The 25,607-nt window shown below is 62.3% G+C and carries 28 protein-coding genes and 1 pseudogene; 13 read left to right on the top strand and 16 right to left on the bottom strand.

Features of this window, described 5'->3' with window-relative positions:
- Positions 1–2: 2 nt before the first annotated feature.
- The 3 genes from ngg to ACVWZP_RS29905 all read left to right on the top strand — a co-directional run bounded on the left by ngg (position 3) and on the right by ACVWZP_RS29905 (position 3,295).
- On the top strand, positions 3–1,748 hold the full coding sequence (ngg, locus tag ACVWZP_RS29915) for an N-acetylglutaminylglutamine synthetase (RefSeq protein ID WP_457370368.1): 1,746 nt from the start codon (positions 3–5) through the stop codon (positions 1,746–1,748).
- Positions 1,749–1,823: 75 nt separating this feature from the next.
- On the top strand, positions 1,824–3,008 hold the full coding sequence (locus ACVWZP_RS29910; protein WP_046382579.1) for an osmoprotectant NAGGN system M42 family peptidase: 1,185 nt from the start codon (positions 1,824–1,826) through the stop codon (positions 3,006–3,008).
- Positions 3,009–3,067: 59 nt separating this feature from the next.
- Positions 3,068–3,295, top strand: a complete 228-nt coding sequence (locus tag ACVWZP_RS29905) for a YheU family protein (RefSeq protein WP_003236706.1) — start codon at positions 3,068–3,070, stop codon at positions 3,293–3,295.
- A gap of 9 nt (positions 3,296–3,304) precedes the next feature.
- On the opposite strand, the gene csrA is transcribed toward ACVWZP_RS29905, so the two are convergent.
- Positions 3,305–3,502 carry a carbon storage regulator CsrA gene (gene csrA, locus ACVWZP_RS29900; protein ID WP_017845857.1) on the bottom strand — a complete coding sequence of 66 codons (198 nt, stop codon included), beginning with the start codon at positions 3,500–3,502 and terminating at the stop codon, positions 3,305–3,307.
- Between the two features lie 169 nt (positions 3,503–3,671).
- The gene (locus ACVWZP_RS29895) at positions 3,672–4,487 is read right to left on the bottom strand and encodes an SDR family oxidoreductase (RefSeq protein ID WP_457370367.1); all 816 of its coding nucleotides are present in this window, start codon (positions 4,485–4,487) and stop codon (positions 3,672–3,674) included.
- 331 nt (positions 4,488–4,818) lie between these two features.
- On the opposite strand from ACVWZP_RS29895, the gene ACVWZP_RS29890 reads away from it, so the two are divergent.
- Positions 4,819–4,971 (top strand): DUF3309 family protein, encoded by a 153-nt coding sequence (locus ACVWZP_RS29890; protein ID WP_010208879.1) that lies wholly within the window; start codon positions 4,819–4,821, stop codon positions 4,969–4,971.
- 54 nt (positions 4,972–5,025) lie between these two features.
- Here ACVWZP_RS29890 and ACVWZP_RS29885 read toward each other — a convergent pair whose 3' ends face one another.
- The 5 genes and pseudogenes from ACVWZP_RS29885 to ACVWZP_RS29865 all read right to left on the bottom strand — a co-directional run bounded on the left by ACVWZP_RS29885 (position 5,026) and on the right by ACVWZP_RS29865 (position 10,813).
- Positions 5,026–7,113, bottom strand: a complete 2,088-nt coding sequence (locus ACVWZP_RS29885; RefSeq protein WP_046382577.1) for an LTA synthase family protein — start codon at positions 7,111–7,113, stop codon at positions 5,026–5,028.
- A 414-nt stretch (positions 7,114–7,527) separates the two neighbouring features.
- On the bottom strand, positions 7,528–7,719 hold the full coding sequence (locus ACVWZP_RS29880; RefSeq protein ID WP_010567448.1) for a PLDc N-terminal domain-containing protein: 192 nt from the start codon (positions 7,717–7,719) through the stop codon (positions 7,528–7,530).
- Between the two features lie 67 nt (positions 7,720–7,786).
- Positions 7,787–8,317, bottom strand: a complete 531-nt coding sequence (locus tag ACVWZP_RS29875; protein WP_017845854.1) for a hypothetical protein — start codon at positions 8,315–8,317, stop codon at positions 7,787–7,789.
- Positions 8,318–8,358: 41 nt separating this feature from the next.
- Positions 8,359–8,874, bottom strand: a complete 516-nt coding sequence (locus ACVWZP_RS29870) for an ankyrin repeat domain-containing protein (protein WP_017845853.1) — start codon at positions 8,872–8,874, stop codon at positions 8,359–8,361.
- Positions 8,875–8,985: 111 nt separating this feature from the next.
- Positions 8,986–10,813 (bottom strand): annotated as a pseudogene (locus ACVWZP_RS29865) (long-chain-acyl-CoA synthetase).
- Positions 10,814–11,208: 395 nt separating this feature from the next.
- Here ACVWZP_RS29865 and ACVWZP_RS29860 point away from each other — a divergent pair.
- Positions 11,209–11,487 carry a DUF3509 domain-containing protein gene (locus ACVWZP_RS29860; protein ID WP_016970113.1) on the top strand — a complete coding sequence of 93 codons (279 nt, stop codon included), beginning with the start codon at positions 11,209–11,211 and terminating at the stop codon, positions 11,485–11,487.
- 55 nt (positions 11,488–11,542) lie between these two features.
- On the opposite strand, the gene ACVWZP_RS29855 is transcribed toward ACVWZP_RS29860, so the two are convergent.
- The 4 genes from ACVWZP_RS29855 to aroC all read right to left on the bottom strand — a co-directional run bounded on the left by ACVWZP_RS29855 (position 11,543) and on the right by aroC (position 14,854).
- On the bottom strand, positions 11,543–11,809 hold the full coding sequence (locus tag ACVWZP_RS29855) for a response regulator transcription factor (RefSeq protein WP_046382574.1): 267 nt from the start codon (positions 11,807–11,809) through the stop codon (positions 11,543–11,545).
- Between the two features lie 210 nt (positions 11,810–12,019).
- Positions 12,020–12,550 carry an acireductone dioxygenase gene (locus ACVWZP_RS29850; RefSeq protein WP_017845848.1) on the bottom strand — a complete coding sequence of 177 codons (531 nt, stop codon included), beginning with the start codon at positions 12,548–12,550 and terminating at the stop codon, positions 12,020–12,022.
- A complete protein-coding gene (locus tag ACVWZP_RS29845; RefSeq protein ID WP_046382573.1) occupies positions 12,547–13,710 on the bottom strand; it encodes an MFS transporter in 1,164 nt (387 codons plus the stop codon). The genes ACVWZP_RS29850 and ACVWZP_RS29845 overlap by 4 nt, the downstream gene beginning before the upstream one ends.
- Positions 13,711–13,762: 52 nt before the next feature.
- Positions 13,763–14,854 carry a chorismate synthase gene (gene aroC / locus ACVWZP_RS29840; protein WP_046382572.1) on the bottom strand — a complete coding sequence of 364 codons (1,092 nt, stop codon included), beginning with the start codon at positions 14,852–14,854 and terminating at the stop codon, positions 13,763–13,765.
- Positions 14,855–14,996: 142 nt separating this feature from the next.
- Between aroC and ACVWZP_RS29835 the strand changes: the two genes are divergently transcribed.
- Entirely contained in the window at positions 14,997–15,959 is a 963-nt protein-coding gene (locus ACVWZP_RS29835; protein ID WP_126589154.1) for an alpha/beta hydrolase, read from the top strand.
- A 99-nt stretch (positions 15,960–16,058) separates the two neighbouring features.
- On the top strand, positions 16,059–16,865 hold the full coding sequence (locus ACVWZP_RS29830) for a hypothetical protein (RefSeq protein ID WP_017845844.1): 807 nt from the start codon (positions 16,059–16,061) through the stop codon (positions 16,863–16,865).
- A 105-nt stretch (positions 16,866–16,970) separates the two neighbouring features.
- Here the strand turns inward: ACVWZP_RS29830 and prmB are convergent, their stop codons facing one another.
- Entirely contained in the window at positions 16,971–17,879 is a 909-nt protein-coding gene (gene prmB / locus ACVWZP_RS29825) for a 50S ribosomal protein L3 N(5)-glutamine methyltransferase (protein ID WP_057003896.1), read from the bottom strand.
- Positions 17,880–18,119: 240 nt separating this feature from the next.
- Here prmB and ACVWZP_RS29820 point away from each other — a divergent pair, with 240 nt between their 5' ends.
- The 5 genes from ACVWZP_RS29820 (at position 18,120) to ACVWZP_RS29800 (ending at position 20,900) form a co-directional block, all read left to right on the top strand.
- A complete protein-coding gene (locus ACVWZP_RS29820; protein ID WP_026139885.1) occupies positions 18,120–18,710 on the top strand; it encodes a cysteine hydrolase family protein in 591 nt (196 codons plus the stop codon).
- 140 nt (positions 18,711–18,850) lie between these two features.
- Entirely contained in the window at positions 18,851–19,171 is a 321-nt protein-coding gene (locus ACVWZP_RS29815) for a hypothetical protein (RefSeq protein ID WP_457370366.1), read from the top strand.
- Positions 19,172–19,246: 75 nt separating this feature from the next.
- Positions 19,247–19,804 (top strand): Smr/MutS family protein, encoded by a 558-nt coding sequence (locus ACVWZP_RS29810; RefSeq protein ID WP_017845840.1) that lies wholly within the window; start codon positions 19,247–19,249, stop codon positions 19,802–19,804.
- 78 nt (positions 19,805–19,882) lie between these two features.
- Positions 19,883–20,428: a GTP cyclohydrolase I FolE gene (gene folE / locus ACVWZP_RS29805; protein WP_017845839.1), complete on the top strand. Its 546-nt coding sequence runs from the start codon at positions 19,883–19,885 to the stop codon at positions 20,426–20,428.
- Positions 20,429–20,528: 100 nt separating this feature from the next.
- On the top strand, positions 20,529–20,900 hold the full coding sequence (locus ACVWZP_RS29800; protein ID WP_017845838.1) for a glutathione S-transferase N-terminal domain-containing protein: 372 nt from the start codon (positions 20,529–20,531) through the stop codon (positions 20,898–20,900).
- Between the two features lie 111 nt (positions 20,901–21,011).
- Here ACVWZP_RS29800 and ACVWZP_RS29795 read toward each other — a convergent pair whose 3' ends face one another.
- From ACVWZP_RS29795 to ACVWZP_RS29785, 3 genes are read right to left on the bottom strand one after another with little or no spacing between them, the layout of a single operon-like run.
- Complete coding sequence (locus ACVWZP_RS29795) at positions 21,012–21,329, bottom strand: AtuA-related protein (protein WP_046382567.1); 318 nt, start codon at positions 21,327–21,329, stop codon at positions 21,012–21,014.
- Entirely contained in the window at positions 21,326–22,651 is a 1,326-nt protein-coding gene (locus ACVWZP_RS29790; RefSeq protein WP_288074491.1) for an acyclic terpene utilization AtuA family protein, read from the bottom strand. The genes ACVWZP_RS29795 and ACVWZP_RS29790 overlap by 4 nt, the downstream gene beginning before the upstream one ends.
- A 1-nt stretch (position 22,652) precedes the next feature.
- The gene (locus ACVWZP_RS29785; RefSeq protein WP_057003893.1) at positions 22,653–23,945 is read right to left on the bottom strand and encodes a CitMHS family transporter; all 1,293 of its coding nucleotides are present in this window, start codon (positions 23,943–23,945) and stop codon (positions 22,653–22,655) included.
- 111 nt (positions 23,946–24,056) lie between these two features.
- Here ACVWZP_RS29785 and ACVWZP_RS29780 point away from each other — a divergent pair, with 111 nt between their 5' ends.
- Positions 24,057–24,953, top strand: coding sequence for a LysR family transcriptional regulator (locus tag ACVWZP_RS29780; protein WP_457370365.1), 897 nt, complete (start codon positions 24,057–24,059; stop codon positions 24,951–24,953).
- Positions 24,954–24,995: 42 nt separating this feature from the next.
- On the opposite strand, the gene ACVWZP_RS29775 is transcribed toward ACVWZP_RS29780, so the two are convergent.
- Positions 24,996–25,598, bottom strand: coding sequence for a glutathione S-transferase family protein (locus ACVWZP_RS29775; protein ID WP_017845833.1), 603 nt, complete (start codon positions 25,596–25,598; stop codon positions 24,996–24,998).
- Positions 25,599–25,607 lie beyond the last annotated feature (9 nt).

The following is a 25,607-nucleotide window of genomic DNA, read 5'->3' as shown; positions in this document are numbered from 1 at the left end:
CAATGAAACCTCTCGCAGCGGCTTACAGCCAACGCTTGCTCAAAGGCCAGGCGCCGACCTACGAGCGCCTGCAAGCGCGCCTGGCCGAAGACGGCAGCCCACTGGCCGCCGAGCCGATCGCGGTGCATTGCGGCTGGGGCCGGTTGTTGATCGGCCACACGTTTCCCGACCCGGCCAGCCTGGCCGAGGAACTGCTCAACGAGCAGGCCGGCGAGCGCGACATCGCACTGTACGTGGCGGCGCCCCAGCAGATCCTCGGGATCGATCCGCAGCAACTGTTCCTCGACCCGTCCGACACCTTGCGCCTGTGGTTCTCTGACTATCGTCCGTCGACCCGCGTGTTTCGTGGCTTCCGTATTCGCCGCGTCCAGACCGCGGCCGATTGGCAGGCGGTCAACCAGCTCTACCAGGGACGCGGCATGCTGCCGGTCGACGCCGAGCGCCTGACGCCCCGACACGCGGGCGGCCCGGTGTATTGGCTGGCCGAGGACGAACACAGCGGCGCGGTGATCGGCAGCGTGATGGGCCTCAACCATCAAAAAGCCTTCCACGACCCGGAACACGGTTGCAGCCTGTGGTGCCTGGCGGTGGACCCGCACTGCACGCGCCCCGGCGTCGGCGAAGTGCTGGTGCGCCACCTGGTGGAACACTTCATGAGCCGTGGCCTGAGCTACCTGGACCTGTCGGTGCTGCACGACAACCGCCAGGCCAAGAGCCTCTACGCCAAGCTCGGCTTTCGTGCCTTGGCCACCTTTGCGATCAAGCGCAAGAACGGCATCAACCAGCCACTGTTCCTCGGCCCGGGCCCGCAGGCGGGGTTCAACCCTTACGCGCGGATCATCGTCGAAGAAGCCCATCGCCGTGGCATCGACGTGCAGGTAGACGATGCCGATGCCGGCCTGTTCACCCTCAGCCATGGCGGGCGCCGCGTGCGCTGCCGTGAATCGTTGAGCGACCTGACCAGCGCCATCAGCATGACCCTGTGCCAGGACAAAAGCCTGACCCACAAGGTGCTCAAGGGCGCCGGGTTGAAACTACCGGCGCAACAGCGGGCGGGCAGCGCCGACGACAACCTGGAGTTCCTCGACCAACACCAGCGCATCGTGGTCAAACCGCTGGATGGTGAACAGGGCCAGGGCGTGGCGGTGGACCTGCAGACCATCGAAGAGGTGCAACAGGCGATTGAAGCAGCGCGTCAGTTCGACAGCCGGGTCTTGCTCGAAAGCTTCCACGAAGGCCTGGACCTGCGCATCCTGGTGATCGGCTTCGAGGTGGTCGCCGCGGCGATCCGCCGCCCGGCCGAAGTGGTCGGCGACGGCCAGCATTCCATCCGCGCCCTGATCGAGGCGCAAAGCCGCCGACGCCAGGCCGCCACCGACGGCGAAAGCAAAATCCCGCTGGACGCCGAAACCGAACGCACCCTGCACGCGGCCGGTCATGACTACTCCAGCATCCTGCCCCGTGGCGTGCAATTGGCCGTGCGCCGCACCGCCAACCTGCACACCGGCGGCTGCCTGGAAGACGTCACCGGGATCCTCCATCCGACGCTGGTCGACGCCGCCGTGCGCGCCGCGCGTGCCCTCGACATCGCGATGGTCGGCCTCGACCTGATGGTGTCGGCCGCCGATCAACCGGAGTACGTGTTTATCGAAGCCAACGAACGGGCCGGGCTGGCCAATCATGAACCGCAGCCAACGGCAGAACGGTTTGTCGATTTGTTGTTTCCGCACAGTCAGCCCAGCGCCTGAACGAAGTGTTGCCTGGGCCGGCGCCGCTCCACCCTCATCGAAACCATCGATGCCCTCAACCCATCAGGAGTTTCCATGACCCGAACCATTCCCGAACCGGACCTCAACTACCTGCAAAAAGTGCTGCTGGAAATGCTCGCCATTCCCAGCCCGACCGGGTTTACCGACACCATCGTGCGCTATGTCGCCGAACGCCTCGAAGAACTGGGCATCCCCTTTGAAATGACGCGCCGCGGCACCATCCGCGCCACCCTCAAGGGCCAGAAAAACAGCCCCGACCGCGCAGTGTCGGCGCACCTGGACACCATCGGCGCCGCCGTGCGCGCGATCAAGGACAACGGCCGCCTGACCCTCGCTCCGGTGGGCTGCTGGTCGAGCCGCTTCGCCGAGGGCAGCCGCGTCAGCCTGTTCACCGACAATGGCGTGATCCGTGGCAGCGTGTTGCCGCTGATGGCTTCCGGGCATGCGTTCAACACCGCCGTGGATGAAATGCCGGTGAGCTGGGACCATGTCGAACTGCGCCTGGACGCGTACTGCGCCACCCGCGCCGATTGCGATTCCCTGGGGATCGGCATCGGTGACTATGTGGCGTTCGACCCGCTGCCCGAGTTCACCGAGAGCGGGCATATCAGCGCGCGTCACCTCGACGACAAAGCCGGTGTCGCCGCGCTGCTCGCCGCCCTCAAGGCGATCATCGACAGCGGCGAACCCTTGCTGATCGACTGTCACCCGCTGTTCACCATCACCGAGGAAACCGGCAGTGGCGCGGCCGCCGCCCTGCCCTGGGACGTCAGTGAGTTCGTCGGCATCGACATCGCCCCGGTCGCCCCCGGCCAGCACTCCAGCGAACACGCGGTCAGTGTGGCGATGCAGGATTCCGGCGGGCCGTATGACTATCACCTGTCGCGCCACCTGCTGCGCCTGGCGGCGGATAACGACCTGCCGGTACGCCGCGATCTGTTTCGTTATTACTTCAGCGACGCACACTCGGCGGTCACCGCCGGCCACGACATCCGCACCGCCCTGCTGGCGTTCGGGTGCGATGCGACCCACGGCTACGAGCGCACCCACATCGACAGCCTCGCGGCCCTCAGCCGGTTGTTGAGCGCTTACATTCTCAGCCCGCCGGTGTTCGCCAGCGACGCGCAACCGGCGCAAGGGTCACTGGATCGGTTCAGTCATCAGATCGAGCACGAGACCCAAATGGAGAGCGATACCCGCGTGCCGTCGGTGGACAGCCTGGTCGGCCAGAAGTCCTGACACTGGCAACAACGGTCCCGGCGCAGTAGCATCGCCGGGACTTAACCCCAGAGGCTTGTATGCTGATTCCCTACGACGCACTTGAAGTCGACACCCTGACCCGCCTCATCGAAGACTTCGTGACCCGCGACGGCACCGACAATGGCGACGACACGCCCCTGGAAACCCGCGTACTGCGCGTGCGCCAGGCACTGACCAAGGGCCAGGCATTGATCGTCTTCGACCCCGACAGCGAGCAATGCCAGTTGATGCTCAAGCACGACGTGCCCAAGCACCTGTTCGACTGAAGGTGCAGTTCAGGGATTGGGCAGCGGATGGCTGGCGGTGTCCTGGCGTTCGACGATCTTCTGGTACACCTCGGCGCGGTGGACCGACACCTCGGCCGGGGCTTGAACCCCGAACTTCACCTGGGAACCGTTGAGTTCGAGGATGTGCAAGGCGATGTCATCGCCGATGGAAATGATTTCGCCTACGGTGCGGCTTAAGACCAGCATGGCGGTTGTCCTTTTCGAGTGACAGGACCCCGACCTTGCGCGCTTGGGTGATGCTCAGCAACGGCTTGCGGTCAAATCAGGCACCACCTACAACGGTAGGTAACTTGCCTGACAGACCAAATGATTTTTTGCGCCGAGCCCCGCTCCGAGATTTACGACAGTGCCCCGCTCAGCCTTTAATCGCCTGGGCCTTGGCGCGCATTTTGTCGGCCATCACGATCATCTCGTCATACAGCAACTGCGGGTTTTTCTGCTTCAATGCCCAAGCCATCCGCCCTTGTTCGTGGGGCAGGATCATGAACTCGCCCTCGGCCACCCGCTGATAGATGTAATCGGCGATATCCGCCGCCGAGATCGGCGAGCTTTCCAGCAGCTTGCCCACCTGCGCCTTCATCGCCGGGGTCGGCCCACGGAACGAGTCCAACAGGTTGGTCTGGAAGAACGACGGGCACACCACGTGAACCCCGATTTCCTGTTGCTTGAGTTCCACCAGCAGGCTCTCCGACAACGCCACCACGCCCGCCTTGGCCACGTTGTAGTTGCTCATGGCCGGCCCTTGCATCAGCGCCGCCATCGAGGCGATGTTGATGATGCGGCCCTTGCTCTTTTCCAGCAGCGGCAGAAAGGCCTTGCAGCCCTTGACCACGCCCATCAGGTTGATTGCGATCTGCCAGTCCCAGTCTTCCAGCGACAGTTCCGCGAAGAACCCGCCGGAGGCCACGCCGGCATTGTTGACGATCACATCGATCCCGCCCAGCTTGACCTCGCAGGCCTGGGCAAAGGCGGTGAGCTGGCTGTAGTCGCGCACGTCGCAACGTTGGACAAAGCCATCGCCACCCGCCTCGCGCACCAACCTGAGAGTCTCTTGCAAGCCTGGCTCGCTGACATCCGACAAGGCCAACTGCCAACCCTCGCGGGCCCAGCGCAGCGCGATTTCGCGACCCAGGCCGGACCCGGCACCGGTGATCATCATGCGATTTTGCATAGGAAAATAGCCTTGTGGTTCACAGAAGAAGTGATCGGCAGTGTAGCGAAGGTTTTTCCTACACCCACGCACCATCCAATTGATGAATGCCCCGAGCAAACCACGGGCCGGGTCGGATACCACGGCACGCCCTAAGTTCAATCTTTTTCAACTAAGCGCAGGCATTCAGCGACGCATTAAAAGAAATAAGCAGGTCTTCGAAATGCTTTAAAAAAACACGGAATTTTCTGCGAAGCGGCACAGTCGGAGTTATTAAGGCGTCCGCGATTAAACCCACGGGCCTAACTTTAAACAACCGGTCCTTGCAGAAGGCCTATAAGGAAATACAATTATGAGCCTCATTTTAATCATCATCCTGATTCTCCTGCTGGTCGGCGGTTTGCCAGTGTTTCCGCACTCCCGTAGCTGGGGTTATGGTCCGTCGGGTATTCTCGGCGTAGTCCTGGTGGTGCTGCTGGTGCTGTTGTTACTCGGCAAGATATAAACGCCGGGCAAAAAAAGAGGCCTTCATGAAGGCCTCTTTTTTATTGCCGGTCAATCAGTCCGGCTTGCCATCGACAACACCGGCGGTGTTATCCAGCAAACTTTTGGTCGCGGTCTGCAGGAACGATTCGAGCTTCTGTTTCAGCCCTGCCTCGTCCGGCGATTCCGCGATCACTTTACCGGTCGGCTCAGCGCCCAGTTCGTATTCCCACAGCTTCGGAGGCATTTCCTTAGGCAATACCAGCACGCGGTCGCCGGTGACCAGCGCCACGGTCTGATCGCTGCCCGAAGGCTTGATCACGCCGAAACCCTTGTCGCCTTCCGGCAGGTTGAGCAGGTCACGCCCCCAGCACTGGTGCAGGGTGTCGCCACCCAGACGGCCCATGATGGTCGGCACGATGTCGATCTGGGTGCCCACGGTGTGGTCACGCACGCCGAACTTCTCTTGCATGCCCGGAGCAATCATCAGCATCGGCACGTTGAAGCGGCCCAGGTCCATCTCGGTGATCTGCTGCTCGTTGCCGAAACCGTGGTCGCCCACGATCACAAACAGGGTTTCCTTGAAGTACGGCTCCTTGCGGGCCTTTTCAAAGAACTGGCCGAGGGCCCAGTCGGAGTAGCGCATCGCCGTCAAATGCTCGTTGAGGCTGCCACGGTCGGTGACTTTCTCCACCGGCAACGGGGTCGGCAAGGCATACGGCGTGTGGTTGGACAGGGTTTGCAGCAGGGCGTAGAACGGCTTGCCGCCTTCACGCGCTTTCAGTTCTTCCAGGCCACGGTTGAACATGTCCTGGTCGGACACGCCCCAGGTCGGGTCGGAGAACACTGGGTCGACAAAGTCGTTGCGGCCGATGAAGTTGGTCATGCCCTGGTTGCTGAAGAAACCCGACTGGTTGTCCCAGGCGAAGTCGCCGTTGTAGACATACACGTCGTCAAACTTGCGCGCACTGAGCAACTGCGGCAGGCCCGACAGCTTGTGGCTGCCTTCCGGGGTCTGCATCAGGTATTCGAAACCCGGCAGGTTCGGGAAGCACGCCATGGTGGCAAACATACCCTGGTGGGTGTGGGTGCCGTTGGAGAAGAAGCGGTCGAACAGCAGGCCTTCCTTGGACAGTTTGTCGAAGTACGGCGTGATATTGCCCGGACGCCCCAGAGCGCCCACCGAGTGACCGGCGAAGCTCTCCATCAGGATCACCACGACGTTCTTGATCGGCAGGGTTTTCTCGGCCGGTGGCGTGAAATCACGGCGCACAGCGGCAGTGTCGGTATCCACCAGCTTCTCTTGCGGCAACACCAGCATGTCGCGCACGGTCTGGGTGGCCAGTGGTTGTTCGAGGGTGGCCTTCCAGATGTTGGTGCGTTCTTCGGAGAAGCGCGACTTGGCCGCGGCGATCAACGACAACGTGCCATTGAGGCCCAATTGGTTGGCGAAGTTCGAGTCGGTGGTGTAGACGTCACCCCAACGCAGCGGCGGGCCCTGGCGCAGGGTGCCGCGAGCGGCGACCACGGCGACCAGCAGGCACACCACAAACACCGCGATGCGCGAATACCACGGCGCCACCTGGCGGGTGCCGATGCTGCCGCCGCTGAACGGGCCGCGCGGGCGCGTCGCCCGATCGGCGCCCTTGAAGGCCACGCTCAGGATCAGCGTGCCCACGGCCCAGGCCAGCAGGTAGCGCACCACCGGGAAACCGTACCAGAGCATGCTCATCACGGTTTTCGGGTCTTCCTTCACGTACTGGAAGACCAGGCCGTTGAGGCGCTGGTGGAATTCGCGGTAGAAGTCCATCTCCATCAGGCCCAGGAACAGCGCGATGCTGGAGGCAAGGGTCAGCCAGAAACGGAAGAACCCCCGCGCGGCCATGGCCCGCACGCTGAACAGTGACAGCAGCAAGGGGATCGTCAGGTACACCACCAGGCGAATGTCCAGGCGCAGGCCGTTGGCGAACGCTTCCAGGAAGGTCGAGGCCGGTGTGTCGAGGATCATCTCGCGGTTGTAGGCCAGCAGCGCCAGGCGCAGCAGGGAGAACATCACCATCATGACCAGTGCACAAAGCAGCGTGTATGCCAGATGGGATTTGACGGTCGGTTGCAGCAGGCGATTAGAAGCTCGCTGCTGATTCAGGGCGTCCGGGTTTGCCATGTCGTTTCAGGACCCATTGGAGGTTTAAGTTGCGAAAAAGAGTGCAGTGGCGTCCGGCCCTCGCCCAGGCTGGCTGGGGTAGGCGGTAAACGCGATGGCGCAAATGGTGCCCGATCACTGCCGGCAACGCCATTAATTACTGAACGCGTGCCGCAATCCTGCAACTGGCGGTGCTTGAGATAGAGCCGTTGCAGGGAGATAAAGCCGGCGAATTGTCTTGGATGAGATGTGAAAATTTCGTACAGCGAATATTTCGAAACACAATATCAAGGCATTTGCTGAAACCATTGTGGGAGGGGGCTTGCCCCCGATAGCGGTGGTTCAGTCACTGTTGTAACGACTGATACACCGCTATCGGGGGCAAGCCCCCTCCCACATTTTCCGTGCCCGCTTCAGCTTGAGTGAAGCTGGCGCTCAGAACCGCACGTTGCCCCGCGGCCCGGCAATCGCCCAGATGATCAGGCCCAGGACCGGCAGCAGCAGGATCAACAGAATCCACAACACCTTGGCACCGGTGCTCGCGCCGCTTTTGAACACATTGATGATCGCCCAGATATCCAGCGCGAGGATGATCAGCCCGACCAGACCGTTGAAAGTGGAACCCATGGTGTCGCTCCTAAGTGAGGGCATGCCCTTGTAGGATAGCCAGCCCTGGCCGGGGTTCCGTTTTATTTCAGACGTGGACCGCGACCCGCAGGGCTTCCAGGGACGGTTCGCCGTGGATGCCGACTTCGGCGCACAGTTCCAGCACGCGCGGCAGGTCGTTGCCGTACACCAGCACGGCCTGGATCTCGTCATCCAGCGGCTGGCTGAAGTTCAGCAACACATAACCACCGTCTTGCGGGCTGAGCGCACTCATCTGGATCTGGATGCGATTGAGCGCGGTGAGGGCTTCGGTCTTGGCCAGTTGCTTGGGCTTGAGGTTGAACGCCACGCCGGGGCCGAACGAGGCGACGATCTGCGCAAACAGGTCGCCATAGGTGTCGGCCTGGAACAGCACCGTGTCCGGCAGGCTGCCGACCACCACCCACTCGCCCAGCGGAATCGGGAAAGTATCGTCGTAGTTGATGTCCGGGTTCGCCGCCAGAAAGGCCACCGGGTCGGCGTAGGCCTGCGCCGCTTCCTCGGCGATTCGCGCCACCTCGTCGTCGCCCATGACGCCGGCGCTGATTTTACGGATGAGTTCGACGAGGGCGTTTTTCATGAAGGGGTCCTGTGGCGGGCGGGTTTTCGAGGGCGCGTAGCCTACACCAGTTTCTGCAACTGCGCCGCCGTATCCACCGCGCCCATGGTCTGTGCCGCGGCCAATGCCGTGGCGCCCTGGGCGTCGGCAGTCTTGGGGTTGGCGCCCTGGCTGAGCAGGTAGTCGACCATTTCGACGCGGTTGAACATTGCGGCCATCATCAACGCCGTGCGGCCGTCGGAGGACGACGCATCAACCGGCGCGCCGCCTTCGATCAGCGCCTTGACCACGGGCAAGTTGCCCTTGAACGCCGCGCCGGCGATCGGCAGTTGATGCTTGTCGTTGGCGATCTGTGGGTCGGCCTTGAACTCCAGCAGCACTTTGACCGCGTCGGCGTGGCCGTGGTAAGCGGCCAGCATCAGCAAGGTGTCGCCATTGTGGTTACGCAGGTTGGCTGGCAAGCCCTTGGCCAGCAGCGCGGCAAGCAAGGCGGCATCGCCTCTGCGCGCGACGTCGAAGACCTGCTCGGCAAATTCGGCGGCTTCGTCTTCGGTCATTTGTTTGGCATGGTCTGACATGTGGGGGCTCCTTGTCTGGTGCGGCTTCGGGTACTGAAGAGTAGGCGCCCAGTGTCGCGAGGGAGTTCCCCACTGTCATGGTTTTTTTGTCAACAGCCACCATAGACAGAATCAATAGCGGAACTGTCCGCCCTGGATCTGCGCCAACAATTGCCCGGTGACCGGCACATAGCAATCCGAACCGGGCAGCCAGGCGTAGACCGGGTCGTTGCCGGCCTTGGCCGGATCGAACGCTTCTTCCTTGAGCCGCACTTTCTGGTATTTGAACGTGCCCGTTGTCTCCATCTTCATCTTGATCCGCAGGAACAGCGGCACCGCATAGTGCGGCAACTGGCCATGAGCGAACTGCAGCAACTCGCGCATATCCAGGGCGGCCAGGGATTCGCTGGGGGTGATGGCGACCATGCCGGCGCGGCCATTGGTGTTTTCGATCTCGACACCGTAGGCCACCACCTCGGCGATCTGCGGGTGTTGCAACAGGATGTTCTCGACCTCGGTGGTGGAAACGTTTTCGCCTTTCCAGCGATAGGTGTCGCCCAGGCGATCGACAAATTGCGCATGGCCGAAACCGATGCTGCGTAGCAGATCGCCGGTATTGAAGTAACGGTCGCCCTTTTCGAACACGTCGGTCAGCACCACCTTGCGGTTCTTTTCCGGGTCGGTGTAACCGTCGAACGGGGCCTTTTCATCGATCCTCGCCAGCAACAGGCCCTCCCCGCCCGTTTGCACCTTGCGCATGAAACCATCGGCGCCACGCAGCGGCTCACCGTTGTCGTGGGCGTAGTCCACCAGCGCCCAGCGCTGCAGGCAGAAGCCGATGGTGTTGTCGAAATTCAACACATTGGTGAAGCCGATATTGCCGTCACTCGCGGCATACAGCTCACAGATATGCTCGACGCCAAAGCGTTGCTTGAACTGCGCCCACACACCGGGCCGCAGGCCATTGCCGACCATCTTGATCACCCGGTTGTCACGGTCCTGGGCGCTGGCCGGCTGGTCGAGCAGGTAACGGCACAGCTCACCGACATAACCCAGGGTGGTCGCGTTGAACTTGCGCACATCGCCCCAGAACTGGCTGGCGCTGAATTTGCGGCGAATCGCGAACCCCGACGCGCCGACGATCGCCGAGCCCCAGCACACGCAAAGGCCAGTGGCGTGGTACAGCGGCAAGGTGCAATACATGACGTCGGCGGGGCCCATGTCGAGGGCGATGCTGGCGAAGCTGACCGCGGTTTTGGTCCAGCGGCCATGTTTCATGATGCCGGCCTTGGGCAAGCCGGTGGTGCCGGAGGTGTAGATATAGAAGCACGGGTCGTTGAAAAAGATCTGCCGGGAACTGGCCGGGTTGTCCAGCGCGCACTCGGCGCTGGCCGCCATCAGGTCGATATAGCCGCGCAGGCACCGCGCTGCCGGGTTGATCCGCGACAAACCAGGTGCGATCGGCCGCGATCACCACTTGATCGCGCACCGCTGTGTAGGCCTCCACCAACTCCGCCCCCACCACAATCGCCACCGGGTTGACCAGATTCAGGCTGTGTACCAGCGCCGCCTGGGTTTGCGAGGTATTGAGCATGGCGCAGATGCCGCCCAGCTTGGCCACGGCCAGCACGTTGAGCAGCAATTCGGGGCGATTTTCAATAAACAGCGCCACCACATCGCCTTTGCGGATGCCCTGGCTCTGCAGGTGGTGGGCGATGCGGTTCGCACGCTGGTTGGCATCGCGGTAACTGAGCACGCTGTCGCCGTACAACAACGCCGCGCCGTCAGGGTTGCGCAGGGTGGCTTGCTCGAAATGCCAGCCCAGGCCACAGGGCTGCGCGGGGTCGGTGACATTCGCGGCACGCATGCCGCGGACCACCCGTGGCAAGGCGCGGACGATGGCGGGCACCTTACGCAGCAGCATGCTCCAGGTAATCATGTCGTTTTGCGGATGGCGCATGGAGGAACGTCCTTTTTCTTATTCTTCGTCGGGGCCAGAAACTCCGGCATTTTTTGTAGGCAGGAAGCCAAATGCTCAGGGGAAAATACGCCAGCCGTTCTTCGGCTGTACACGCGGGATTTGAAATGTTTTGTATCCCGAAGCCGCAACCGCCCCACAGGGAATTTTGCGACACATCGGCAGTCCCTATCAGTGACGAGGCGCCCGCCCGGCCGGATCGAGTAGCGCAAAATGCAGGATGCATGATGGCCATTCATGCAATTTGCACGAAATCAAAAATCCTGACTTTTTACAACTTATTGATTTTTAAAGACTTTATATAAAAACGTGAGATGGCACAATCACTGCACCTATCACTCCATGCTTGCCAACTTGAGCCAACGGAGCTGATAGACATGAGCCTGATCCAAGATAAATTCGCCTCAGTATTCTCCCAATACGACGTCACCACTCAGCCACGCCCGGACGGCGGTATCCTGCTGACCCTGCGCAACAGCGAAGGCAAGCAGGTCAAGCGCTCGATCTCCTACCAGCAACTGCACACAGCCGATCAACTCACCTGGGTGATCAGTGCCATTCGCCGCGACCTGGCCGAACAAGCCAGCGAACTGCCGCAGATTTCCATGCTGCAGAGCCAGAACCGCTTTGCCCTGCCGACTTACCATTCGGCCTAAGACACACAAAAAAGGGCCGCGACGCCATCCAGCGTCGCGGCCCTTTTTCATGGGTTCAGGACAGGCCCAATCGGGCGGCTTCATTCATCGCTTGTACACGATTGTTGACTTGCAACTTGCCATAGATGTTACGCAGGTGGAATTTCACTGCGGCTTGGGACGTTTCACGAATCCGGCTGATTTCCCAGATGGTCTTGCCTTCGGAGGCCCAGCGCAAGATCTCCAATTCGGTCGGAGTCAGGGGCTTGCCGGACAGGGCCAAGCGTTTTCTGACATCGGTGGGCACGCTCAACGGCGCACCTGACGCCTCTGGATCACTCATCGCTTTCTCTCCTTATTGTTGGCTGATGCTTATCGCCTTTCGGATTCCTCCTATTGACAGGCGATACAAACATTAAGACCGGAGAGAGTTACATAATGGAGCGCGTCAAAGCGTAAGGCCGGCGATAAACAGCCAGGCCTTACAGATAAATAAGCTTCTTCCCACAACAACTTCCAACTCGTCGGGGTTGAAGATTCAAGTCGATTAAGCCTAGTCATCCAACCCAGGGAAACCAGCGGCGATATCGTCCCCGCTGAATTCAGGCACCCCGCCGCCTGCCGCATGGGACAGGCGCAGCGTCACAAAATGTGGGTGCTCGCCCATATCAAACCAATGGGGCATGCCGGCCGGGATCAGCAGCAGGTCATTTTTCTCACAGCGCACGCCGTACACATAGTCACCAATGTGCAAGGCAAACAGGCCTTGGCCGGCGATGAAAAAGCGCGCTTCATCTTCGCTGTAACGCCGCTCGGCAAGGAACTGATCGCGCAATGCCGCCTTCTGCGCAGGGTCGCCGGGGGCGTGCAGCACCTCGACGCAGGCGTAGCCGAGGGCGTCGATCCGTGGCTGGTACGCCGCGATCATGGTGGCGTCGTCTGCGCCTTTTTCAATAACGGCGGGCTGCCAGCGCTCGAATCGCACGCCATGCTCGGCCAGGGTCGACGCGATATCGTCGAAGTGGGTCAGGACTTTGTTCGGTGTGTCCGGTGTGGCGACGTGGTAAACGGCTACATAACTCATAGGACGGTTCCTTGGTTCTGCTCGTGCAATCGAAAGCCGATGATAAGGGCGGCGGCCAGGGCCGCGATGCTGGCGATACTGAAGGTCAGGGCCGGCCCCAACAGGTTCCAGCTGTAACCGGCGTACAGCGCGCCAAGCGCGCCGCCGGTGCCGGCCAAGGCCGCGTATAACGCCTGGCCCTGACCTTGCTGGCGGGCGCCGAAGCTGCGCTGCACAAAGGCAATCGCCGCCGCATGAAAACTGCCGAAGGTAGCCGCGTGCATCACCTGCGCCAGCAGCAGCACCCAGAAAAATTCCGCGAACGCGCCCAGCAACAACCAGCGCAGCGCCGCCAACAGGAAACTCGCCAGCAGCACCCGGCGCACCGAGAAACGCGTGAGGATGCGGCTCATGCCCAGGAACATCAACACTTCCGCCACCACCCCGAGGGCCCACAGCATGCCGATCACGCCACGGCTGTAGCCCAAGTGTTCCAGGTGCAGGGTGAGAAAGGTGTAATACGGGCCATGGCTCATTTGCATCAACGCCACGCAGGCGTAAAACGCCAGGACGCCGGGGCTGCGCAACTGCTTGAGGAAACCCTCGCCGGCCAGGCGGGGGCCGTGGTTCGCCGGCTGCGCATTCGGCACCCACAGGCTGGCACCGATGATCCCGGCCATGATCACCACGACCACCACCGGGTAGATATCCAGGCTCAGCCAGTCGAACAGGCGGCCCATGATCACCACCGTGAGGATGAAGCCGATGGAGCCCCACAGGCGGATCTGGCTATAGCGCGAAGTCTGCTTATGCAGATGGGCCAGGGTGATCACTTCAAACTGCGGCAGCACCGCATGCCAGAAAAACGCATGCAGGGCCATGACCAGGGCCAGCCAGGCATAGGTCTTGCTGACGAAAATCAACGCAAAACTCACCAGCGTACACAGTGCGCCCACACGCACGATGGCCAGGCGCCGGCCGGTATAGTCGCCCAGCCAGCCCCACAGATTGGGGGCCACGCAGCGCATCAGCATGGGGATGGCCACCAGCTCGCCGATACGCGCGCTGGAGAACCCCAGGTGATCGAAGTACAGCGCCAGGAACGGCGCCGTGGCCCCCAGCAGGGCGAAGTAGAAGAGGTAGAAGCTGGAGAGTCGCCAGTACGGAAGTGCTGGAGTCATGCAAAGGGCCGCTTTGCGGCAAGGCGCGAGCAAGCTCGCGCGCCACACACCGTCACAGCTGGCCCAGTACCGGAGTACTCACGCGCACATCGGCGTTTTGCCCACGGTTGCGCAGCAGGTGGTCCATCAACACGATCGCCATCATCGCTTCGGCGATCGGCGTGGCGCGGATGCCGACGCACGGGTCGTGACGGCCCTTGGTGATCACGTCCACCGGGTTGCCGTGTACATCGATCGAACGGCCCGGGGTGGTGATGCTCGACGTGGCCTTGAGCGCCAGGTGCGCAACGATCGGCTGGCCGGAGGAAATACCGCCGAGGATGCCGCCTGCATTGTTGCTGAGGAAACCCTGCGGGGTCAGTTCGTCGCGGTGCTCGGTGCCGCGCTGGGACACGCAAGCGAACCCGGCGCCGATTTCCACGCCTTTGACGGCGTTGATGCTCATCAGCGCGTGGGCCAGCTCAGCGTCCAGACGGTCGAAGATCGGCTCGCCAAGACCCGGTTTCACGCCCTCGGCGACCACGGTGATTTTCGCCCCGACCGAATCCTGGTCGCGGCGCAACTGGTCCATATAGGCTTCCAGCTCCGGCACTTTGTCCGGGTCCGGGCTGAAAAAGGCGTTGTCGTCGACGCTGTCCCAGGTCTTGAACGGGATTTCGATCGGGCCCAGTTGGCTCATGTAGCCACGGACGACGATGCCCTGGGTCGCCAGGTATTTCTTGGCGATGGCACCGGCAGCCACGCGCATCGCGGTTTCGCGGGCCGAACTGCGGCCGCCGCCACGGTAGTCGCGTTCGCCGTATTTGTGGTGGTAGGTGTAGTCGGCGTGGGCCGGGCGGAACAGGTCCTTGATCGCCGAGTAGTCCTTGGACTTCTGGTCGGTGTTGCGGATCAACAGGCCGATGGCGCAGCCGGTGGTGCGGCCTTCGAACACACCGGAGAGGATCTCGACTTCATCGGGTTCCTGGCGCTGGGTGGTGTGGCGGCTGGTGCCGGGCTTGCGGCGGTCGAGGTCACGCTGCAGGTCTTCCAGGGACAGCTCGAGGCCGGGCGGGCAGCCGTCGACAATGGCGACCAACGCCGGGCCATGGCTTTCGCCCGCGGTGGTGACAGTGAACAGCTTGCCGAAGGTATTGCCGGACATGCAGGGCGCTCCGTGAAATCAGTTGTAATCACTCAGCGGTGATAACCAAGCGCACCAGTATACGCGGGCCAACCGACTAGTTCATCCTCGAAACCTTACCGGTAGACGTTGGTCGAACCGGCACCTCCTGAATAATGGCGCAATGATGCTTCGAGTTTTGCTGTTTACCCTCACCCTGTTCACTGCCGTAGCGTATGCCGCGTCCCCCGTGGTGTTGCAACGGCCCATCAGCCTCGACACCGGCAGCGGCGAGCTGTTCGGCTCGCTGTTGCTACCGCAGTCCGACAAACCGGTGCCGGTGGTGCTGATCATTGCCGGCTCCGGCCCGACCGACCGCAACGGCAACAGTGCCGACGGCGCGCGCAACGACAGTCTCAAGCGCCTGGCGTGGGTGCTGGCCCGGCATAACATCGCCAGCGTGCGCTATGACAAGCGCGGCGTGGCGGCCAGCCTGGCCGCCACGCCCGACGAACGCGACCTGACCCTCGACGCCTACGTGGCCGACGCCGTGGCCTGGGGCAAGCTGCTCAAGGCCGACAAGCGCATGGGCCCGCTGATCGTGCTGGGCCATAGCGAAGGCGCGCTGGTGGCCGCCCTGGCGGCACCGCAACTCGACCCGGCCGGGGTGATTTCCCTGTCGGGCAGCGCCCGCCCGGTCGACCAGGTGATCCGCCAGCAACTGGCCGGTCACCTGCCCCCGGCCCTGCAGTTGCGCAGCAATGAAATCCTCGATCACCTCAAGGCCGGCCAAGTGGATACCGATGTGCCTGGCCCGCTTGAAGGGATTTTCCGACCCAGCGTGCAACCGTATCTGATCAGCCTGTTTCGCGCCGACCCGTCGGCCGCCTTTGCCAGACTGCGCATGCCCGCGCTGATCATCCAGGGCACCAACGATATCCAGGTGGGTGTGGGCGATGCGCGGCAATTGAAGGACGCCAAGCCCGATGCCGAGCTGACGGTGATCGAAGGCATGAACCATGTGATGCGTATCGTGCCCAAGGAGGTGAAGCAACAGTTGGCGTCCTACAACGACCCGCGATTGCCCCTCGCCGCCGAGCTGGAAACCCGCCTGGTTGGCTTTATCGACGGACTTCAGCCCCGTTAACCGACTAATTGCCTCCAGTACTGGGAAAAACGGCCGATAAGCCGAAAGTCGACAGCAAAAAGCCTGTCGACTGGCTGGGCTAGGACAGGATCGCGCCGCATGACTAACACCGAAGCAACACCAGAACCTACCGCCGACACCCCGGCGGAACACACCGAGGTCGTCGACGCGGCGCCCCTGCCGTGGGCGGACGTACAGGCCGAACATTTCAAAATGCTGCGCCTGGCACCCCTACCCACCGACCGCTCCACCGGGGTACGCCCCTTGCGGTTTGTGCAATTTGGCTATGTCGAACGCCACGACCACCATCACAGCCTGTTGCGCATGGTCATCCAGTTGCCGGGCCAACGGGTGCGCCGCGAGCAGAATCACCTGGATATCTGGGTCGATCACGCTAAACACCGTGTGCATTTCGGCCCGGGCAACAGCCTGGAAATCGAACCGGCCAACCGTGGCATCGGCCGCTTCCTAGTGGCCCAGGGCGCCGCGTGGGCGAAGAAGAAGTGGTCGCACTACCGCGTCGACGGGGTGGACCTGGCCAACAAGGACGCCCTCAACGAAGCCACACGCCTGCGCCGCGATCACTTCCTGCGTATCCAGGGCTTTGATGTGGCCTACGCCGACGTGCAGCATCTGAAGGGCAACGTGCAGCCCGGCAAGGTCAGCGACGTGCTCGATAGCTGGAACACCGAGAAAGTGCAGTTCGTGGAAATCCTCGAAGCCGCGCAAATGCTGCAACAGGCCGAGCAGAACCTGACGGAGCAGGAAGTGAAGCTGCGCAAGGAAGAGGAAAAGGTCACCAAGTTCAAGCGTGAGGACAGCGGGCTACGCTTCACCATCACCTGTCTGGTGGCGTTTACCGTGTTTCAGGCGGGGTTGTTGATCTGGATTGCCACCCATCGGTGATGTGGGAGCGGGCTTGCTCCCGATAGCGGTGCATCAGTCAATGCATTCAGTGACTGACACGCCCTCATCGGGGGCAAGCCCCCTCCCACACGTCAGAGCGGTCGGTTAAACCCGGGCGGCGAATACCGCCTGATGGTTGCGGCACTGCTCGGCCGTGAGCATGAACACACCGTGCCCGCCGCGCTGGAACTCCAGCCAGGCGAAGTCGACTTCCGGGTACAGCGCCTCGACATGCACCTGGCTGTTACCCACTTCGACGATCAACAAGCCCTTCTCGGTCAGGTGGTCCGCCGCTTCGGCGAGCATCCGCCGGACCAGGTTCAAGCCATCGTCGCCGCAGGCCAGGCCCAGTTCCGGTTCGTGCTGGTACTCGTCCGGCATGTCGGCGAAGTCTTCGGCGTCCACATACGGCGGGTTCGACACGATCAAGTCGAAACGCTGGCCCGGCAGCCCGTCAAAACCGTCGCCCTGTACGGTATACACACGCTCGTCGACGCCATGGCGCTCGATGTTCTGATTGGCCACTTCCAACGCTTCGAACGACACGTCACCCAACACCACTTCGGCGTCCTGGAACTCGTAGGCACAGGCGATGCCGATGCAACCGGAGCCGGTACACAGGTCGAGAATGCGTGCCGGCGGCTGGGCCAGCCAGGGTTCGAAGCGGCTTTCGATGAGTTCGCTGATCGGTGAACGCGGGATCAGCACGCGCTCGTCGACGATAAACGACATGCCACAGAACCAGGCTTCGCCAATCAAGTAGGCTGTCGGCACCCGCTCATGAATGCGACGGTGCAGCAGCCGTTGCAAGTGGGAAACTTCCTCTTCTTCCAGGTTGCAATCCAGGTAGCTGTCGGCAATTTCCCAGGGCAGATGCAAGGCGCCGAGCACCAATTGCCGGGCGTCGTCCCAGGCGTTGTCGGTACCGTGCCCGAAAAACAGCTCTTCCCCATGGAAACGGCTGACAGCCCAACGGATATGGTCGCGCAAGGTGCGCAGGCGGGAAGTGATCACGGGGGCAGACTCCTGGAAAAAACGACTGGCGATTCTAACAGCCTTCGTCTGTAGCGACGACGTGCGAAGAGCCTCAACCGTATGTCGGATTTCATCCAATTTGCCATCATTGCGTCAAACAACCGCACCGCTTGACACGGCTGCACGCCAGCAACGGCGTAGCTTACGATGGAAGCGATTCACAGAACCGCTCAGCCAGTGGACAATGGCGCAAAAGCCCCCCTCACAGGAGCCCCCAGAATGTCCGTTCCAAAGACGATGTTTCAAATCAGCGGTCGAGGTTATGCAGCGGCCAATCTCAGCCATGCGACCCTCGTGATCATCGACGCCCAGAAGGAGTACCTCAGCGGTCCACTCGCCCTCGCGGGCATGGATGCGGCGGTGGGCAATATCAAGCAACTGGTCGCTGCGGCGCGCAACGCCGGTCGCCCGATCGTGCATGTGCGCCACCTGGGCACCGTCGGCGGCCTGTTTGACCCACAAGGCGAGCGCGGCGAATTCATTCCCGGCCTGGAGCCAATGGGCAACGAAACCATCATCGGTAAACTGCTGCCCAGCGCGTTCCACGGCACCGGCCTGGAAAAACACCTGCAGGACCTCGGTTCCCTGGACCTGATCGTCTGCGGCTTCATGAGCCACTCCAGCGTCAGCACCACCGTGCGCGCCGCCAAGAACCTGGGCTTTCGCTGCACCCTGGTGGAAGACGCCTGCGCCACCCGCGACCTGCCTTACAAGGGCGGCGTCCTGAGTGCCGAGCATGTGCAACAAACCGAAATGGCCATCATGGCCGACAACTTCGCCACCCTCGCCTTGACCAAAGACCTGATCTGATTGCCCCGAAATGAGCGGTGCGGCCGATTCGAGGCCCCGCTCATCTGCAAATGCCTGTCATTTGCTGCAATTACCTCTGGCGCCGGAACAACCTGTGTATCTTCCGGTCGAAGGGCCGATACCCTGGAGGAAAGGTCGGAATGAAGATATCCGATGGTTTTGATGCTCGTCGCTTGCGCCCCAAGGACCCGAGCAACTGGCGTCTGCGCCTGGTAGCCGGCATTGCCGCGCTGCTGGCGATCATAGGTGTGCTGCTGGCGGTCGCCGGTGGCGCGGGCTTGTCGGGGCATTCCCCGGCGCTGGGCGAACTGAATGCCAGCCCCGGTGGCTCGGCGATGCTGTTGGTGGGCGGCCTGCTGGTGCTGTGGTTCGGCGTGTGGTTATGGCGCCGCAGCCGGCGGCGGATGCGCCAGCCGTTGTCGCTGAACATCGCCTCGCACCTGATGAAAAAGCACGACTGATGGCGCTTGGATAGCGTTTCCTGCGCCCCGGCCGCCGCGATTTAGGTAAACTGCCCGCCCCTCGCGGAGGCTGACATGCAAGACGACGATTTTTCCCTGTTCAAAAACGAGCTGCGCGGCGTCAAGCCGATCAAGCACGACCGCGCCGACACCGGCAAACCCAAGAGTGACCGAGCGCAGATCGCCAAGCTGCGCCAGGCCGCGACTGTACGCACTGACGCCACCACCGTGGACGGTCTGTCGGACCAGTTCGTGATTGACGTCGGCCCCGAAGACGAGCTGATGTGGGCCCGCGACGGCGTGCAGGAAAGCCAGATACGCAAGCTCAAGACCGGCCAGATCCCCTTCGAAGGCAGCCTCGACCTGCACGGCATGAGCGTGGAAAAAGCCCGGGAAACCCTCTGGGCCTTCCTCGCCGAAGCCACCCGGTTTGAGATCCGCTGCGTGCGCGTCACCCACGGCAAGGCCGTGCGCCTGGACGGCAAGCGGCCGATGATCAAGAGCCACGTCAACACCTGGCTGCGCCAGCATGCCCAAGTACTCGGCTTTACCTCCTGCCAGCCCCGCCACGGTGGCGCCGGCGCGGTGTATGTGATGCTCAAGCGCACCATGCTGGAAGGGCGCGACGAGTAACCCGTGCCATCGTCAGGCTTGCAGCGATGGGTCGGCCACCGTACCCTTGCGCTTTGCGAAAATCCCACAGGTAGTTTCATGTCCCTGGAACAGAATTACACCGCGATCCTCGGCCAACTCGGCGAGGACGTTACCCGCGAGGGCCTGCTCGACACGCCAAAGCGTGCCGCCAAGGCGATGCAGTACCTTTGCCGCGGCTATGAACAGACACTGGAAGAAGTCACCAACGGTGCCTTGTTCAGCTCCGACAACAGCGAAATGGTGCTGGTCAAGGACATCGAGTTGTACTCGTTGTGCGAACACCACCTGCTGCCGTTTATCGGCAAGGCCCACGTCGCGTATATCCCGAGCGGCAAAGTGCTGGGCCTGTCGAAGGTCGCGCGGATTGTCGACATGTATGCGCGCCGCCTGCAGATCCAGGAAAACCTCAGCCGCCAGATCGCCGATGCCGTGATGCAAGTGACCGGCGCCCTGGGCGTGGCCGTGGTGATCGAAGCCAAGCACATGTGCATGATGATGCGCGGTGTGGAGAAACAGAATTCGTCGATGATCACCTCGGTGATGCTGGGTGAGTTCCGCGAAAACGCGGCGACCCGCAGCGAATTCCTCAGCCTGATCAAATAACCGGTCGGGTAGGAAAAAGCCGGCGTTCATCGCCGGTTTTTTTTCGCCCCCACAAATCAAGTAAGATGCGGCCCTCTGTTCTGGGCAAGAGGTTTCAGCCATGTTCGTCAAAGCACTTCGAGTGGGCCTCGGCCACGTCATCATCGCGGGCGACTACATTACCCGTCCACGCAAAAAGCAGCGCCCCGCCGAGCAGCAAGCGCAGGTCAACGCGGCCGCCAAGGAACTGACCCTGTATCAGTTCCACGCCTGCCCGTTCTGCGTGAAGACCCGTCGCACCCTGCATCGCCTGAATGTGCCGGTAGCGTTGAAGGATGCGAAGAACAACGAACAGGATCGCCAGACCCTGCTGGAGCAAGGCGGCAAGATCAAAGTGCCGTGCCTGCGCATCGAAGAGAATGGCCAGACCACCTGGATGTATGACTCCAAGGTGATCATCGATTACCTGGACAAGCGCTTCGCCGCCGCCTGACAAACGCCCTCTCCTCTGTAGGAGCGAGCTTGCTCGCGAAAAACCTGAGGACGCCGCTGGGTGTCAGGTTCCCCTCGTTATCGTTGACGATTTTCGCGAGCTGGCTCGCGCCTACAGAGGGGGGATTTCCATGTCCAGTAATGCGGAGCCCAGGCACTTGCCATGGGCGTCCAGCGCCAGCGAACGGGTCACGCCGCCGCGCAAGATCCCCGGCAACACGAAGTTCAGCGCCTGCACGTTGGGCAATTCATAGCGTCGCACCGGCGCCGCCCCCGGCTCCAACAGCCCGGCGAAGAACGCCGTCACGCGCGCGGCCGTGAGCTGTTCGCAGAGCAGCGGATAATCCTCAGGGCGATAGGCAATGATCGAAATGTTCGAGGTGTCGCCCTTATCCCCGGTGCGGGAATGGGCCAGGGTATGCAGCTTCATGCTTCGATCCTCGGGTTGACGGCGTCACGCGGCAACAACAACGAGGCCACCGCCACCACCTGGCGCACGCTTTTGCTGGCACCGCCGCCGCCGGACGGGCCGTTGGTGTAGAGGGTTTCCACTTCATTGCCGACCCGCACCGCTTCGCTGCGTTCCTCACAGCGCGCAGCGACGCGCAGGCGCACTTCCCACGGCTCCACGCGGCTGCGCGGGCCGTGCAGCGAGTCCATACCGATCAACTCGGCGCGCACGTCCTGCATCTTCACCCCCATCAGTTCCAGGCGCTTGAGCACCACCTCTCGCGCCAGTTCGGCGCGTGCGACGGCTCCCGGCCCGCCGTAGGACATCTGCCCCTCGCCGATCCAACCGTCCAGGTAACCCACGCTGACTTTCAACCGGTCCGGCCGCGCCCGTCCCGCAGCACCCTGGGCGCGTACCCGGTCGACGCTTTCCTCGACAAAACTCACCTGGGAAAAGTCGGCCGTCACGTCCGGCGTCAGATAGGCCGCCGGGTCGTGTACTTCGTAGATCAATTGTTCAGTACACGTAGCGCGGCTGACGCGCCCGCCGGACCCGCTCACTTTGGTGATCACGGCGTTGCCCTCGGCATCGATCTCGGCCAGGGGGAAGCCGAGGCGGGCCAGGTCGTCTACGTCCTTGAACCCGGGATCGGCGAAATAGCCGCCGCTGACCTGCCCCGCGCATTCGAGCAAATGCCCGACCAGCGTGCCACGCCCCAGGCGCAACCAATCGTCAGTCGCCCAGCCGAACGCAAACATCTGCGGCGCCAGAAATAGCGACGGGTCGGCCACGCGCCCGGTGATCACTACATCAGCCTCGGCGCGCAACGCCTGCAGAATGCCGTCGACGCCCAGGTAGGCGTTCGCGGAAATCAGCCGCGCACCCAGCGAGCCAAGGGTCTGGCCGTTATCCAACACCTGCTCGGGGCGCAACACGTCGAGCACATCATCGCCCACCACCGCCACGACCTTGAGGCTCAGGCCCAGCTCATTGGCAATGCGCCGCACTTCAACGGCCGCCGACACCGGGTTGGCCGCGCCCATATTGGTGATCACGCGCAAGCGCCGGCGACCTGCCTGCTCACCGACAAAGGGCAGCACCCGGCGCATGCGCTCACTCAGCAACGGGTCATACCCACCCTGCGGATCGCTGATGCGTGCCTGTTGCGCCAAGGCGATGGTGCGTTCGGCCAGGCATTCGAAGACCAGGTAATCGAGGTCGCCCTGTTCGGCCAGTTCCACGGCAGGTTCGATGCGGTCGCCGGAATAGCCGGCGCCGGAACCGATGCGCAAGGTTTTCATCTCAAAATACTCCCAGGAGCAACGCGGTCAGGGTCATCAACACCGACGCGGCGAACAGAAACGGAATGGTGAAGCGCTGGTGATCGGCCAGCTCGATCTTGCACAGCCCTACCAACAGGAAGGTCGCGGGGGTCAGCGGGCTGACCGGGAAACCGGTGGTGTGTACGCCCAGCAGCGACGCCTGGGCCACTTGCAGCGGGTCGACGCCCAGGGCCTTGCCGACTTCGGCGATCACCGGCATCACCCCGAAATAGTAGGAATCGGGGTCGAACAACATGCTCAGCGGCATGGAAATAAAGCCCACCACTGCTGGGATCAACTTGCCGTGGCCGGCCGGAATCTGCGCCACCGCCACTTCGGCAATCGCCTTGAGCATGCCGGTGCCTTGCATGATGCCGGTGAACACGCCGGCGGCGAGCAGGATACTGGCCATGGTCAGGGCGGTCTTGGCATGGGCGTCGATGCGTGCGCGCTGGGCGTCGACATTTGGGTAGTTGATGCACAGCGCGACCACGGTGCCGAGCATGAACATCACCACCGGGTCGACCCAGCCGGCGATCATCACCACCATCACCAGCACGGTGAGCATCAGGTTGACCCAGAACAGCCGCGGGCGTCGCAGCTTGATGTCGTCGTCGCTGAGCACCCGTTGCGGCACGGCATCCACCGTCGAACCGGCGCCCAGGCCAAGGCGTTTTTCTTCACGATGGCCGAGCCACCAGGCGCAGGCGAAGACAAAGATCAGGCCGACGATCTGCACCGGGATCAGCGGCTGGAACAGATCCGCCACCGGCACATGCAACGCCGCCGACGAGCGCAGCACCGGGCCGGTCCACGGCAGGAAGTTGACCCCGGCAGCCATCGCGCAGACGCAGGCGAGGATGCGTTTGTCGATGCCCAGCCGCGTATACAGCGGCAGCATCGCCGGCACCGTCACCAGAAACGTCACCGCGCCGGAACCGTCCAGGTGGACCAGCAAGGCGAGGGTCGCGGTGCCAACGACAATTCGTGTAGGACGCGTCCCTACCGTGCGCAGGATGCGATCAATGATCGGGTCAAGCATGCCGGCATCGGTCATGATCCCGAAAAACAGAATCGCGAACACAAACATGCCCACCACCGGGGCAACGTTCTTGATCCCGGTAATGATGAAGGCACTGGTTTGCAGGCCGAACCCGCCGAGCAGCGCAGCGATGATCGGCAAGGCGATCAGCGCCACCAGGGGCGAGAGGCGTTTGCTCATGACGGCAGCGAGCAAGCAAAGGATGGTAATGACACCCAGGGTAGCGAGCATGGGTTACTCCAGAGCGGCCTTGGTGGCCGGTTATTGTTTTCCCTGGAGTATTGGAAACGCGTTAGTCTTTGTAAATTGGAATATTCACTCGCTAGTGTTCGGAAAAACAAAATGAAGAACTCTATCCAACACATCCAAGCCTTCCTCGCTGTCGCGCGCACCGGCAGCTTTACCAAGGCAGCCAACGCACTGCACCTGTCGCCGTCCGCGCTCACCGTGCAGGTTCAGCAACTCGAGGACTGGCTCGGCGTCGCCCTGCTCGACCGCAGCCCGCGGCATGTCAGCATCACGGCCGCCGGCCAGGAAGCGCGCGGGCCGATGGAAAAGCTGCTGCTGGACCTGGACAACATCGTCACCGGCTCCCGCGACCTCGCGGCGTTACGTCGTGGCGTGGTGACCATCGCCGCCCTGCCCTCGGTGTGCGCCGGCGCCCTGCCGCCCGCGCTGCGCCTGTTTCGCGAACGCTTCGGCGGGATCGAAGTGCGCCTGCATGACCTGGTGGCCCATCGCATTCATGTCCAGGTGCGCTCGGGCGAGGTGGACTTCGGCATCGGCGTGCGCGCACGGCTGAACCACGGGCTGGCGTTCGTGCCGGTATTGAATGATCGGCTGTGCGCGTTCGTACCGCTGGATCATCCCCTCGCCCGCTATCCGGCGCTGACCCTGAGGCAACTGGCGGATCAGCCGATCATCCTGACCGGGCGCGACAGCAGTGTGCGCGAACACGTCGAGGCGTTATTTGACGAGACACGCCTGACAATGAACGCGGGCATGGAGGCCAACTACATGTCGACGGTGTTGGCGCTGGTGCGTCAGGGCTTGGGGATCAGTGTGCTGCCGGAGTCGGCGGCGGACAGCCTGGAGGGGTTGAAGCGCATCAGCATCGATCATCCCGGCGTGAACCGCGAGATCGGGTTGATCAGTCGCAGCGCGATGGCGCTGAGCCCGGCGGCGCAGCGCTGTTTCGACTTGCTGCATGACAAATTATCCGACTCACCACTGAGCTAAATGTGGGAGGGGCTTGCCCGCTCCCACAATTGACCGAGTGAGTCAGTCGAGCATCGCCACATGTCTGGGATGGCTGGCCACACGCTTCAGCCATGCCTGCAGCGCCGGGTAAGGCGTCAAGTCAAAACCGCCCTCATGCGCCACATGGGTGTAGGCATACAGCGCAATATCCGCAATCGAATACTGCTCGCCCACCAGGTACGGCGTGCTTTGCAGTTGGCGCTCCATGACCTTCAACGCCTTGTAACCGCCCTTGTGGGTGGTTTTGTATTCGTCGAGGCGATCCTCGGGCATCCCCAAGTACAGTTGGATAAAGCGCGCCACCGCAATGTACGGCTCATGGCTGTACTGCTCGAAGAACTGCCACTGCAACACTTGGGTACGCAAGCGCGGTTCGGTCGGCAGAAACTCGCTGCCATCGGCGAGGAAGTTGAGGATCGCATTGGATTCCCACAGGCAGGTGCCGTCTTCGAGCTCCAGCACCGGGATCTTGCCGTTGGGGTTCTTGGCCAGGAATTCGGCGGTCTGGGTGTCGCCCTTGAGGATGTCGACATCCACCCATTGATACGGGATGCCCAACAGGTTGAGCATCAATTTGACCTTGTAGCAGTTGCCCGACTTGTAATCGCCATAAACCTTGTACATGGGGCTCCC

The organism is Pseudomonas sp. TE36184 (assembly GCF_054060055.1).
This window is presented reverse-complemented; position numbering and strand designations above follow the sequence as displayed.